The organism is Kingella kingae (genome assembly GCF_900475905.1).
Classification (GTDB): Bacteria; Pseudomonadota; Gammaproteobacteria; order Burkholderiales; family Neisseriaceae; genus Kingella; species Kingella kingae.
Map to the genome: position 1 here is coordinate 941,204 of NZ_LS483426.1, position 12,942 is coordinate 954,145.

General features: G+C 46.7%; 16 protein-coding genes. 7 read left to right on the forward strand and 9 right to left on the reverse strand.

The features are described 5' to 3' along the window. Positions 1–12: 12 nt before the first annotated feature. On the reverse strand, positions 13–312 hold the full coding sequence (gene yhbY / locus DQN52_RS05060) for a ribosome assembly RNA-binding protein YhbY (RefSeq protein ID WP_032827663.1): 300 nt from the start codon (positions 310–312) through the stop codon (positions 13–15). 202 nt (positions 313–514) lie between these two features. Here yhbY and nrdB point away from each other — a divergent pair, with 202 nt between their 5' ends. From nrdB to zwf, 5 genes are all read left to right on the forward strand, one after another. Further along, positions 515–1,648, forward strand: a complete 1,134-nt coding sequence (gene nrdB, locus DQN52_RS05065) for a class Ia ribonucleoside-diphosphate reductase subunit beta (RefSeq protein ID WP_003789565.1) — start codon at positions 515–517, stop codon at positions 1,646–1,648. 148 nt (positions 1,649–1,796) lie between these two features. Next, positions 1,797–3,179 carry a Na+/H+ antiporter family protein gene (locus tag DQN52_RS05070; protein WP_032827600.1) on the forward strand — a complete coding sequence of 461 codons (1,383 nt, stop codon included), beginning with the start codon at positions 1,797–1,799 and terminating at the stop codon, positions 3,177–3,179. Between the two features lie 2 nt (positions 3,180–3,181). Further along, positions 3,182–3,400, forward strand: coding sequence for a SlyX family protein (locus DQN52_RS05075; protein ID WP_003785553.1), 219 nt, complete (start codon positions 3,182–3,184; stop codon positions 3,398–3,400). Positions 3,401–3,424: 24 nt separating this feature from the next. Continuing rightward, on the forward strand, positions 3,425–3,874 hold the full coding sequence (locus DQN52_RS05080) for a YqaA family protein (protein ID WP_003785555.1): 450 nt from the start codon (positions 3,425–3,427) through the stop codon (positions 3,872–3,874). Positions 3,875–3,996: 122 nt separating this feature from the next. Beyond that, positions 3,997–5,436: a glucose-6-phosphate dehydrogenase gene (gene zwf, locus DQN52_RS05085; protein WP_003785557.1), complete on the forward strand. Its 1,440-nt coding sequence runs from the start codon at positions 3,997–3,999 to the stop codon at positions 5,434–5,436. Between the two features lie 84 nt (positions 5,437–5,520). Here zwf and DQN52_RS10940 read toward each other — a convergent pair whose 3' ends face one another. Next, positions 5,521–5,808, reverse strand: a complete 288-nt coding sequence (locus DQN52_RS10940; protein ID WP_155114346.1) for a hypothetical protein — start codon at positions 5,806–5,808, stop codon at positions 5,521–5,523. Positions 5,809–5,830: 22 nt separating this feature from the next. Between DQN52_RS10940 and pgl the strand changes: the two genes are divergently transcribed. Together pgl and DQN52_RS05100 are read left to right on the forward strand one after the other, a co-directional pair. Next, on the forward strand, positions 5,831–6,529 hold the full coding sequence (gene pgl, locus DQN52_RS05095; RefSeq protein ID WP_003785563.1) for a 6-phosphogluconolactonase: 699 nt from the start codon (positions 5,831–5,833) through the stop codon (positions 6,527–6,529). Further along, positions 6,510–7,514: a glucokinase gene (locus tag DQN52_RS05100; RefSeq protein WP_003785566.1), complete on the forward strand. Its 1,005-nt coding sequence runs from the start codon at positions 6,510–6,512 to the stop codon at positions 7,512–7,514. The genes pgl and DQN52_RS05100 overlap by 20 nt, the downstream gene beginning before the upstream one ends. Here the strand turns inward: DQN52_RS05100 and DQN52_RS05105 are convergent. From DQN52_RS05105 to DQN52_RS05135, 7 genes are all read right to left on the reverse strand, one after another. Continuing rightward, positions 7,493–7,675, reverse strand: coding sequence for a hypothetical protein (locus DQN52_RS05105; protein WP_003785569.1), 183 nt, complete (start codon positions 7,673–7,675; stop codon positions 7,493–7,495). The two genes, DQN52_RS05100 and DQN52_RS05105, sit on opposite strands and share 22 nt — an antisense overlap. Then, positions 7,672–8,724, reverse strand: coding sequence for a 3-deoxy-7-phosphoheptulonate synthase AroG (gene aroG, locus DQN52_RS05110; RefSeq protein WP_003785571.1), 1,053 nt, complete (start codon positions 8,722–8,724; stop codon positions 7,672–7,674). The genes DQN52_RS05105 and aroG overlap by 4 nt, the downstream gene beginning before the upstream one ends. Before the next feature lie 366 nt (positions 8,725–9,090). Then, complete coding sequence (locus tag DQN52_RS05115) at positions 9,091–9,453, reverse strand: hypothetical protein (RefSeq protein ID WP_003789582.1); 363 nt, start codon at positions 9,451–9,453, stop codon at positions 9,091–9,093. Between the two features lie 129 nt (positions 9,454–9,582). Further along, positions 9,583–10,410 carry an undecaprenyl-diphosphate phosphatase gene (locus DQN52_RS05120; RefSeq protein ID WP_003785577.1) on the reverse strand — a complete coding sequence of 276 codons (828 nt, stop codon included), beginning with the start codon at positions 10,408–10,410 and terminating at the stop codon, positions 9,583–9,585. A 61-nt stretch (positions 10,411–10,471) separates the two neighbouring features. Further along, a complete protein-coding gene (locus DQN52_RS05125; RefSeq protein ID WP_003785579.1) occupies positions 10,472–11,176 on the reverse strand; it encodes a thiol:disulfide interchange protein DsbA/DsbL in 705 nt (234 codons plus the stop codon). 38 nt (positions 11,177–11,214) lie between these two features. After that, positions 11,215–12,075, reverse strand: coding sequence for an SPOR domain-containing protein (locus DQN52_RS05130; RefSeq protein WP_003785581.1), 861 nt, complete (start codon positions 12,073–12,075; stop codon positions 11,215–11,217). A 64-nt stretch (positions 12,076–12,139) separates the two neighbouring features. Further along, on the reverse strand, positions 12,140–12,934 hold the full coding sequence (locus DQN52_RS05135; RefSeq protein WP_003785583.1) for a 3'-5' exonuclease: 795 nt from the start codon (positions 12,932–12,934) through the stop codon (positions 12,140–12,142). Positions 12,935–12,942: the final 8 nt, after the last annotated feature.

Consider the following 12,942-nt stretch of genomic DNA (forward strand, 5'->3'; position numbering starts at 1 on the left):
CAGCCTGCACTTTTAAGCGGCTTGTTCTTCATCGCGGCGTTCACGATACAGCACCAGCAATTTGCCAATATGTTGCACCAGTTGCGCTTCGGTCGCTTTGCACAAGGCTTGGCAAATGGCAATGCGCTCTTCGCGGTCGTCGCCCAACACGCGCACTTTAATCAATTCGTGTGCTTGCAAAGCCGTAATGGTTTCGGCGACTACGGCTTCGGTCAAGCCTTTTTGTCCCACCATGACCACAGGGTTCAAATGGTGCGCACGCGCTTTGAGTTCTACAATTTGTTGTTTGGTTAAGGTTTTGTTGTCTGACATAGTTTTACTGCGGTTAAAATCAAAATAAACGCGCATTGTACGCCAAAATAAGGCAAGGTGCAGGCTGCTTTTTATGCTATTGCACAAAAAGACTTACATTTTATGCGGACTAAAACCGCTATTTCTAACCTATTTTTACGTTACAATACGCCCGTTTTAGTTTAGCGATTTAGGAAAAATCATGTCTTGCGAACACTTGGAAATGCAATACAGCACGTTCAGTAAAAAAGCCAACAACCCCCTAACCGAACCCATGTTCTTTGGGCAACCTGTAAACGTGGCGCGTTACGACCAGCAAAAATACGAAGTGTTTGAAAAATTGATTGAAAAGCAAATCTCGTTTTTTTGGCGGCCAGAAGAAGTGGATTTATCGCGCGACCGCATTGATTACGCCAATTTGCCTGACCACGAAAAACACATTTTTATCAGTAATTTAAAATACCAAACGCTGCTGGATAGTATTCAAGGTCGCAGCCCCAATGTTGGCTTTTTGCCGTTGGTGTCGATTCCTGAATTGGAAACGTGGATTGAAACGTGGGCGTTTTTTGAGACGATTCACAGCCGCAGCTACACGCACATTATTCGCAATATTGTCAATGACCCGTCTGTGGTGTTTGACGACATTGTGCAGAATGATTACATCATCGCACGCGCCGAAGACATTGCCTGCTACTACGATGATTTGATTGAATACACGCAATATTTCAATTTGTTGGGCGAAGGCAAACACACGGTAAACGGCAAGGAAATCACGATTTCGTTGCGTGAATTGAAGAAAAAACTGTATTTGTGCTTGATGTGCGTGAACGTGTTGGAAGCGATTCGCTTTTATGTGTCGTTTGCCTGCTCGTTTGCCTTTGCCGAGCGCGAATTGATGGAAGGCAACGCCAAAATCATCAAACTGATTGCGCGTGACGAAGCCTTGCATTTGACCAGCACGCAGCATATGCTGAACTTGATGCGTAGCGGTGTGGACGACCTCGACATGGCAGAAATCGCCGCCGAATTGCAAGACGAGTGCTTTGAATTGTTCAAAAAAGCCGCCGAGCAAGAAAAAGAATGGGCGGCATATCTGTTCAAAGACGGCAGCATGATTGGCTTGAACAAAGACATTTTGTGTCAATATGTGGAATACATTACTAATCATCGTATGCTTGCCGTGGGTTTGCAGGCTGCTTTTCCCCAAGCTACGCAAAACCCAATCCCATGGATTAACGCTTGGTTGTCGTCTGACAATGTGCAAGTTGCACCGCAAGAAGTGGAAATCTCGTCTTATTTAATCGGACAAATTGATGCGGAAGTGAAAGCCGAAGATTTGGAAGATTTTGAGTTGTAAGCAATAAATAAAGTGCAGGCTGCTTTGAGATAGAAAAAGCAGCCTGCATTTTTTTGTGATGCAAAGTGCAGGCTGCTTTTTGCGTGTTAAACCATGTTAAGGTATGATGTGTTTTCTTTTCATTATAGATAACGCAAACGGAGTAACAATGAATGCAGTAATGATTGGCGTATTGGTCATGTTGGTGCTGTCGGTGGCACGAGTTCATGTGGTATTGAGCTTGGTGGTGGGCGCATTTGCAGGCGGTTTGGCGGCTGGTTTACCATTGGCAGACGTGGTCAATGCAGCAGGCGAAGTCACGCAAAAAGGGGTGATGACGCATTTTCAAAATGGTTTGAGCGGCGGCGCAAGCATTGCCTTGTCGTATGCTATGCTCGGTGCTTTTGCGATGGCGATTACGCATTCTGGTTTGCCGCAACAAATGGCAGGCGCGATTATCCGCAAACTCAATGGCAACCAAGCGCAAGACAAAATCCCGTCTGGCGTAAACAAAGTGAAATGGATTTTGATTTTTGCGTTGCTGGCAATGGGCGTGATGAGCCAAAACGTCGTGCCAATTCACATTGCCTTTATCCCAATGATTATTCCGCCTTTGCTGCTGGTGTTCAATCGCCTGCAAATTGACCGCCGTTTGCTGGCTTGTGTCATCACATTTGGCTTGGTAACGACTTATATGTTCTTGCCCTATGGTTTTGGCGCGATTTTCTTAAACAAAATTTTGTTGCCCAACATTGAAAAAGCAGGCATGAGTGTGCAAGGCATCAATGTGATGAGCGCGATGGCGATTCCTGCTTTGGGCATGGTGGCTGGCTTGCTGCTGGCGTTTGTGCATTACCGCAAACCGCGTGTCTATCAAAACAAACAAATTGACGAACAAGTGGCGCAAGAATCTGCCAAACAACCGCAAGTGTCGTCTTATCGCAGCGCGGTGGCAGCATTGGCGATTTTGGTGTGTTTTGTGATTCAGTTGGTGTACAAAGACGCATTGATGTTGGGCGCATTACTCGGTTTTGCCGTGTTTATGATGCTCGGCGTGGTGCGCCGCAACGAAGCCGATAGCGTGTTCAACGACGGCATCAAAATGATGGCAATGGTGGGCTTTATTATGATTGCCGCACAAGGTTTTGCCGAAGTGATGAAAGCCACAGACGAAATCAAACCCTTGGTAGAAGCCAGTGCAGCCATGTTTGCAGGCAGCAAAGCCGCCGCTGCGTTTGCGATGTTGATGGTGGGTTTGTTGGTAACCATGGGCATTGGCAGTTCATTTTCCACTTTGCCGATTATTACCGCGATTTATGTGCCATTGTGCGCTAGCTTGGGCTTTTCGCCTTTGGCAACCGTGGCGATTATTGGTACGGCAGGCGCGTTGGGCGATGCAGGTTCGCCAGCGTCCGACTCTACGCTGGGTCCAACCATGGGCTTGAATGTGGACGGGCAGCATGACCATATGCGTGATAGCGTGATTCCAACCTTTATTCACTACAACATTCCCCTGTTTATTGCAGGCTGGATTGCCGCGCTGGTGCTGTAATCATGCAAGAAATGCAAGACCGCATAACAGAATTGGAAATTCGCCTTGCACTGCAAGATGAACTGCTGCTGTCGTTGAACGACACGGTAGCGAAATTGCAAGACGCGCTGGATTTACAGCAAGCGCAGTTGCGTGTGTTGTACAACAAAATGCAGCAGCAAGGCGATGGCGCACAAGATAAGCCATATAGTTTAGCTGATGAAGTGCCACCACATTATTAAATCAACACACAAAAGAGTAGGGCGATGATTGCGCCACTACTCTTTTTTACATCAAAAAGCAGCCTGCACTTTATGTTCCCCGATATTTTGTCGCTATTCACATCGGCATTCATCTCCGCCACGCTATTCCCAGCCGCCAGCGAAGTCCTATTTGGCGCACTCGTTTGGCAGCAACCACAACATTGGCAAACATGGCTATTGGTCGCCAGCCTAGGCAACACGCTCGGTAGCGTCAGCAGTTATGTTTTAGGTTACTTTGTGCCACTTCGCGCCCAAGTCGCCCCACGCGCCCAAAACTGGCTACAACGCTACGGTGCATGGGCATTGTTGCTGGCATGGTTACCGATTGTGGGCGATGCCTTGCCGCTGGTTGCAGGCTGCTTGCGTTTGCCGTTTTGGCGATGTGTATGTTTGATTGCAATAGGCAAAACCGCACCATACAGCGCAGTGTTATTGGGTATATGGGCGATTTAACAAGCAGCCTGCACCCGATGTAGCGCAAAGTAATCGTAATTTTATTTCAATAACACTATTCAGTACCGCCCAAAATCGGGCATAATCCACTTGTTTTATGTTCACGTTGAAAGGAAGCAAAAATGTCTCAACTCAACAATTTTGATATGGTAATTTTTGGCGCAACAGGCGATTTGTCTATGCGTAAATTGTTGCCTTGCCTGTATCAAGCGCACGCAGCAGGTTTGTTGCACCCAAACGGTCGCATTTTGGGCGTATCGCGCAGCCAAATGGACACCGCACAATTTTTGGCAAAAGTGCAAACCGACAGTAAAATCCACATCAAAAAGAATTACACTGATGAATTGTGGACAAGTTTTGTTCAACGTATTCAATACTTAACCGTAGATGTAAACACAAGCGCACACTTTGACGAATTGGCAAAAATCGTCAAAGCACGTACCGAAACCGATAATGTTGTTATCTATTTATCAACTGCACCCAAATTCTTCGCGCCAGCTTGTGAAAATTTGGCACGAGTGGGCTTAAATGCCGACAACGTCCGCATCGTATTGGAAAAACCGCTTGGCACAGACTTGGCTTCTTCGCAAGCCATCAACACCGATGTTGGCACGCATTTCAAAGAAAACCAAATCTATCGTATTGACCATTATCTCGGCAAAGAAAGCCTGCAAAACGTGTTGCCATTGCGTTTTGGTAACGTGTTTTTTGAGCCAGTTTGGAACAAAGATTTCATCAAATCGGTGCAAATCACGGTGGCAGAACAACTGGGCGTGGAAGAGCGCGGCGAGTTTTATGACATCACAGGCGCATTGCGCGACATGATGCAAAACCACATCATGCAAATGCTGTGTTTTGTGGCAATGGAACAACCCAAATCGTTGAGCGCAGACGATGTACGCGATGAAAAATTGAAAGTGGTGGCTGCACTCAAACCGATGACTTCGGCAGATGTAGATAAAAACGTGATTCGCGCACAATATGTGGCAAACGGCGAGCAAAACGGCTATTTGCAAGAACACAATGTGCCAGCCGACAGCCGTACCGAAACCTATGTTGCCATTCGCGCCGAAATTGATACGCCACGTTGGGCAGGCGTGCCGTTTTATTTGCGTACAGGCAAACGCTTGGCAACGCGCACAGCAGAAATTGTTTTGAATTTCAAAGACCAAGCCAATGGTTTGTTTGGCACAAATCCTAATCGTTTGGTGATTTCGTTGCAGCCCGATGAAACCGTATCGCTCAAATTGTATGTGAAACAAGTGGGCAGCGGCTTGGACGTGCAGCCAACCGAAATGGTGTTGGACATGGGCACAGTGTCAGACGAACGCCGCGCCGAAGCGTATGAATTGCTGTTGCGCGAAGTGATTGACGGACGTTTGAGCTTGTTCAATCGCCGCGACGAGCTGGAAAAAGCGTGGGAATGGGTCATGCCAATTTTGGACAACTGGGCAACTTCGCCTGTTGCACCAGCCACTTACGCTGCATCTAGCTGGGGGCCAAAAGAAGCGCAAGAATTGTTGGCGCGTGATGGTAATGTTTGGTTGGAAGAGCAAGCGTAATCCTAAACAAGCAGCCTGCATTTTTTGTTGTGTTTACGCAAAGTGCAGGCTGCTTTGATATAAATCACTATGATGATTTTATTTTTATTGATGATATTGGCGTTGATTGCCGCCAGCGTAGGCTATTTCAAAGCAGCCTGCACATTGAGCGTAGCCGAAAAAATGGCTAACCGATTTTGCCGATTTGCAAAACTGGCGCAAAAATCGCGCTTTAACACGCCAATTAATCCGCGCTATTTTCAATCGTGCAACGGTGCAAAATCCGCGTTTGCTGCGCCCATTGCGAATGTGGCTAGGCATTTGGTTTGCTGTGTTGCTGGGTATGGTGGCATGGCTGATTGCGCTCAATGCGGCAGGATAAAACATCAACATAAAAAAGAAAGGGAATAACCTGATGATTTCATTTAAACAATTAAATTCTGCGGCAGACAACGCCGAGCAACTTACCCAAGCAGTTGCCCAAAATTTGCGCGATACGTTGGCAAAACAAGACAGCGCTACGTTGGCGGTGTCGGGTGGCAAATCACCGATTGCGTTTTTTCAAGCCTTAAATCAACTGGATTTGGATTGGGCGCGTGTGAATATTGCCTTGGTAGATGAGCGCGTTGTGCCAACCAATCACGCCGACAGCAACACACAATTAGTGCGCGATAATTTGCTGCAAAATCGAGCCAAAGACGCAAAATTCATCGCCATGATTGATGACGCGGCAAGCGAAAGCAGCCTGCAACAAATCGAACAAGCCGTTGAATTTGCGCTACAAAACTATGTTCAACCCGATGTATTGGTGCTGGGCATGGGTGGCGATGGACACACTGCCAGCATTTTCCCCCAAGCACCGCAATTTGCCGATGCGGTTCGCGCCGATTATCCGCAACCTTTGTTGCACACCACGCCCATGACCGCGCCACACGAGCGCATTTCCATGACTTTGGCGGCGATTGAACGTACCGCGCACGTTTATTTGGCGATTGCAGGCGCAGAAAAATTAGCCGTGTATCGCCAAGCCGAACAAGAAAAAACACAAACATTCCCAATCAGCTACGTTTTACATTCCGAAAAGGTGACCGCAAATGTCTTCTACAACGACTAAATCCAAAAAAACCGAAACCGCCGTTTACCCACGCATGGTGGCGGATATTGGTGGCACAAACGCCCGTTTTGCGCTGGAAACCGTGCACCAAATCTTTGAACACATTGAAGTTTTACCGTGCAACGACTACGACACGATTGTGGACGCTGCCAAAGAATTTTTGAAACGCGCAGGCAATCCAGAAGTCAAACACGCAGCGGTGGCGATTGCCAACCCTGTGGTCGGCGATTGGTTGCAAATGACCAACCACCATTGGGCGTTTTCGATTGAAACCACGCGCCAAGCTCTGTATTTGGATACATTGTTGTTTATCAACGACTTTACCGCGCAAGCCTTGGCGATTACCAAAGCCAAGCCCGAAGAATTGGTACAAGTGGGTGGCTTCCAACCCATTGAAAACGCACCCAAAGCCGTGATTGGGCCGGGAACAGGTTTGGGCGTGAGCGGTTTGATTCCATCGCCAGCAGGTTATGTGCCATTGGCAGGCGAAGGCGGACACAACAGCTTCCCGCCGTTTGACGACACCGAAGTGATGATTTGGCAATACGCCAAGAAAAAACACGGACACGTTTCCGCCGAACGCTTTTTGAGCGGCGCAGGCTTGGTGTTGATTCACGATGCGTTGAGCGAGCGCGAAGGCGTTAAGCGTCAAAAACTCACGCCAGCCGAAATCAGCGAACGCGCGTTGAGCGGCACATCGCCTTTGTGCCGTTTGACTTTGGATATTTTCTGCGCGATGTTGGGTACGGTTGCGTCTAACTTGGCTTTGACGCTGGGTGCGCGTGGTGGCGTGTATTTGTGTGGTGGCATTATTCCGCGTTTTATTGATTACTTTAAATACTCGCCATTTCGCAATCGCTTTGAAAACAAAGGACGTTTTGATGCGTATCTTGCCGCGATTCCTGTGTATGTGGTGTTGAGCAAATACCCAGGCATTACAGGCGCAGCGGTGGCGTTGGATAATCATTTGGCGGCGCAGAAATAAATCAGCCAAAAGTAAAAAGCAGCCTGCAACGGCAAGAATTTGCCACATACCACGCGCACCAATTTATAGCGAATAGAATTGCGAAAAATCTGGCGCAGCAGTTGGCATTCTTGCGCGGTTAGGGCGCGAACCCAATGTGCAGGCTGCTTTTTAAATATCATGCTACGCGACCGCTTTCGCGTTGTGCCGCGGTGAGTAATGCCAACAATTCTTCGGTGGAATCCCAGCCAATGCAGGCATCGGTAATGCTTTTGCCATACACTTCTGGCTTGTCTTGGCGACCTTCTACCAAGTGGCTTTCCACCATCACGCCCATGATGTTTTGTTCGCCTGCGCGGATTTGGGCAGACACGTCTTGGGCGACAATCATTTGGCGCGTGTAGTCTTTATTGCTGTTGGCGTGGCTGAAATCGACCATCAATTTGGGCGTTACGCCTGCTTTGATGAGTTGCGCCGAAGCAGCCTGCACATGGTCGGAGCTGTAATTTGGCTCTTTGCCGCCACGCAAAATCACATGACAATCGCTGTTGCCTTTGGTGTGGACAATGGCGGAATGCCCTGTTTTGGTAACCGACAAGAAATGGTGCGGGTGCGATGCCGCGCCAATCGCGTCAATGGCGATTTTGAGATTGCCGTCCGTGCCATTTTTGAAGCCAACTGGGCAAGACAAACCGCTAGACAATTCGCGATGCACTTGACTTTCGGTGGTACGCGCACCAATCGCGCCCCACGAAATCAAATCGGCATAATATTGTGGCGTAATCATATCCAAAAATTCGGTGGACGCAGGCATACCCAAATTATTCAAATCCAACAACAATTTACGTGCTTGACGCAAACCGAAGTTAATGTCAAAGCTGCCGTCCAAATGCGGGTCATTGATTAAGCCTTTCCAGCCGACTGTGGTGCGTGGTTTTTCAAAATACACGCGCATGACAATCAGCAATTCTTTTTCGTATTTTTGACGCAAGGGCAGCAGGCGTTGCGCATATTCCATTGCTGCTTTGGGGTCGTGAATGGAACAAGGGCCGATGATGACCAACAAGCGGTTGTCTTTGCCGTGTACCAAATCGGCGATTTCTTGGCGCGTTTGCACGACTAAATTGGCGGCTGCATCAGTAATAGGCAATTCGTATAAATGCGCGATTGGAGGCAAGAGTTCGGTTACGGCATCAATGCGAATATCATCGGTTTTTTGTAGGCGGTTCATGTTTTTTCCTATGTGTTTATGTTGATATGAAAGCGCAAAGGATAAACAGTGCAGGCTGCTTTGACAAGCAAATTAATTCATATTGTGCAATTTAATTTTATAGTGAATTAAATTTAGATTAGTACAGCGTTGCCAACTCCCTTATGTTACTAGATGTACACGGCGGTCGTTGTCGCCTTGTCCTAATCTAAATTTAATCCACTATATTATTCTACGATTTGCAGGCATTAAACAAAATTTAATGCTTATTTTTTTGTTTTTTTGATATTTAATGCTAGTGTGATAAATTTTAATGCAAAATAAAACAAGCTACCTGAACTATCAAATAGCTTGTTTGGATTGATGTTAGCTAAAAGCAGCCTGCAATTAAAAATCAACCAATTTCTCTGCATTAAACAGCGAACGGCGGCAGATAGATAAATTGGCTTTTTCGCGGTCGGCAACCAAATAAACAAAAGTGCTGTCTTTATTGGTGCATGGGCAAATTAAATGGATTTGTTTGTATAGACTGATTTGAATGTCGTGCAAAGTATCATTTAAATTGAGTCGTTCCTTAATACGCATTTTGGCGCGAATAATATTAACGCAGCCTGCGCTAGCCGCTTCCAAATCAAAAGTTGTATCGTTGGCATGCGATGCCATCATCATACCGCTACCATAATCCACAATCGCTACCGCAACTACACCTTTAATGCTTGATAAGCCTTTTACAATTTCTTCTAATGTCATTTTAGATTTCCTTCTTACCTGCCTGTGCTGCTGCATCGGTACAGCCAAGTCAGGCAAAACAATCTTTTTTCTCAAAGCCGTATTTTCCCTGAAAAAGTGACTTTTGAAAATAGTTTATGTAAAAATAATTTACATTTGAGACCAAGTAATCCAGCCTGTTTGTGATGTAATTAAAATAAATGACCCAAAAACAATGCGATAATAAGCAAACGGAACGTAATTTTTGGTCGATACAAATTTTAACAATGCTTTGACGGCAAACAAACCAGATACAAAAGCGGCAACAAATCCCACCGCAATTAAGCCCACATCGCCCCAAGTAAATTCTTGCCAGCTTTTGTAGATGTCGTAGCCTGTGGCGGCAACCATCATTGGCACAGCCAAGAAAAACGAAAACTCGGTGGCGGCTTTGCGCTCAATGCCCCACAGCATGCCGCCCATAATGGTGCTGCCCGAACGCGATGTACCAGGGATTAGAGCGAGACATTGTGCTAATCCCACCACCAGCGCATCTTTGCCACTCATGTCATCGACATTTTTGACTTTGGGTGGGCGATGTTGGGTGCGCTTTTCAATCCACAAAATCAACAAACCGCCCACAATCAGCGCAATGGCGACGGTGATGGAGTTGAACAAATATTCTTTGATGTGCTTGCGAAACAGCAGTCCTACTACGGCGGCTGGGATAAAGGCAATCGCCAAATTCAGCACAAATCGGTTGGCTTGGTCGTTGCGCCCAATGCCTGTGATGACGTTGGCAAAGCGTTGGCGATATTCCACTACAATCGCCAAAATTGCGCCTAGTTGTATGGCGATTTCAAACACTTTGCCGTTGCTGTTAAAGTTCATTAAATCGCCCAAAACAATTAAATGTCCTGTGCTGGAAATCGGCAAAAATTCGGTTAAGCCTTCGACAATGCCTAAAATCAGGGCTTTGAATAATAAAACAATATCCATTTGTTTTTCTCAATAATAAAGCAGCCTGCACAGTCATTGCAGGCTGCTTTTGTATATTTTATTAACGATTTACGCTATTAACCAAACTTGCGCCAAAGCTGTGAGTTGGTGTGGTTGCGGCTTTGGGTGCTGGGGCTTTCATGCCACGTTCTTCGCGTACTTTTTTGATGAGTTCGTCAATCGTGGTCATGCCTGTTTCGTAGCCGTTGTTGAAAATAACTTGGTATTTGCCGCCCACAATCACGGTTGGTGTGCCAGAAATGGCGTATTGGTCTGTCCATGATTCCATTTGTGTGGCTTGTGTGGCGTTGCTGAACGAATCAAAAGCAGCCTGCACTTTGCTGCCATCGAATGCGGTTTGTGCTTTGAGCCATTGCGACAAAACGGCTGAGTTGCCTAAATTGACTTTTTGTTTAATTACAGCTTCAAAAATAAATGGGTTGGCTTGTATTTTTGTACCCGATTGTTTCACCGCTGCGGCAAGACGTGCAAAACCAAAATCGCGTTGTTTATCCCACACAATGTGTTCCGCGCGGAATACGGTGTCGCTGGCAAAGGTTTTGATATGACGTGCAATAACGGGTTCTAGGTCATAGCAATGTGGACACCAGTATGCAAAAAATTCGGTTACTTCAATTTTGTCTTTTTGCAAGGGTGCAACTTCCACTTCGGCAAGTTTATAGTCCACGCCTTCGGTGGCTGCCAACGCAGGAACAGATACAAATAACGCCATCAATGCGGCGGCAATACTTTTTTTATTCAACATAACGATTTCCTTATCTTTGATGAATGATGAATTGGGATTTATTGCGGGCGAGTAATGGTATCAACACCATTGTTTTTTAGTTTTTGTTGTACTTGTGCCGCGCGAGAGCCGTCCATGCTAGACGTTTGCACGCGATACAGCGTTTTGCCATTGCTTTGTACAGGAACAATTTTGGTTTGTACGCCGCTCAATGCCAATTTGGTGCGTTGTTCTTCGGCAGCAGCGCGAGAGTTGTATGCGCCAGCTTGGATTACCGTGCGTCCTTTGGGTTTATTTGGCTCGGTTGTTGCGGTAGGTTTATTGCTGGTTTGTTGTGCTTTTCGTTCGGCTTCACGTCTGGCTAATTGACGCGCTTTTTGCAAGTTGCCCGCTTCTAAAATTTGTTCGCCAGTTGGTTCGATATTGTCCACGGCAACGCGTGCAGGCTGCTTGCGTGGTGCAGCAGGTTTGGCAGGTGCAGGCATTGCTTCACCCAATACAGGGTCATTTTGCACAACAGTTGTTTCGCGCGGTTTGCTTGGCGTGGTGGTTGCTTTATTATTGTTGATAGACGGCTTGGCAACGCGTGGTGTGGTGGTGCTATCAGAAGCAGCCTGCACCATGATAGGTTCGTTGTCTGCGGTAGTATTTTGTGTATTGGCTGCCACAGGTGGAATAGGTTGCACCATAGAAGCAGCAGTTTCTACGTTGGCAACCGTAGTCGATGCAGCCACATCTGGCTTGGGTGTCAATACAGCAGGTTCTGACGATACGGGATTATTGACCATTTTAGGCTGCTGAAAATCGCGTGCATTGTTTTGATTTAATGTAAACAAAACAGCGGCGATTGCGCCCAATGTGACAATCGAACCAGCCATAAAATTGAACAAGCCGCCGCCTTGTTGTTGCTTAAAATACATTTGTGTATGCCTTAAAAAATAACAGATTGTCTATTTTAACAAAAATTTGTTTGATGCGTGTTGTTTACTCGTCCCACGCTTCCAAAAATTCTTCCCAGTGCAATTTATCTTCGGCTTGGGCATACAAATATTCGCGCAAACGCTCCAATTCGGCAGCGTATTCTTGTTGGGAGAGCGCGCCGTTCATCAAACGAAAACGCTGGAATACCAAATAAGTATTGGCGACATCGGTTTCGCAGTAATCTCGAATCGCTTCAATTTCGCCGTTTTGATAGGCTTGCCACACTTGGCTGCCGTCCATGCCCATTTTGCCTGGAAAACCGCATAATTTTGCCAATTCGTCTAGCGGTGCGTTGGCGCGTCCTGTGTACATGGCAAGCAAGTCCATTAAATCGCAATGACGGTTGTGATAACGACTGATGTAGTTGTTGTATTTAAAGTCGCGGCTATCGGCAAAATCGCCCTCGCCCATATCCCAATAACGAGCAGCCTGCACGCCATGAACCAATGCGCGATAATGCAACACAGGCAAATCGAATCCGCCGCCATTCCAGCTCACCAGTTGTGGTGTGTATTTGGTAATCAAACCAAAAAATTTCTCGATGATTTCGGCTTCGCTGCTGTTGGCAGAACCCAATGTCGCAATGTGAATCTTGTCGTTCCAACGCAAGCAGCACGAAATTGCCACAATTTTATGCAAATGATGTGGCATGAAATCGCTACCATTTTTGGCACGACGTTGTTGCGCCGCAAATTCCACGACATCGGCATCGCTAATACTGGGCGGCAGTTGATTTAACGCGCGAATGGCTCGGGTATCGGGAATGGTTTCAATGTCAAAAACAAGAATGGGCGTCATGAATTTTG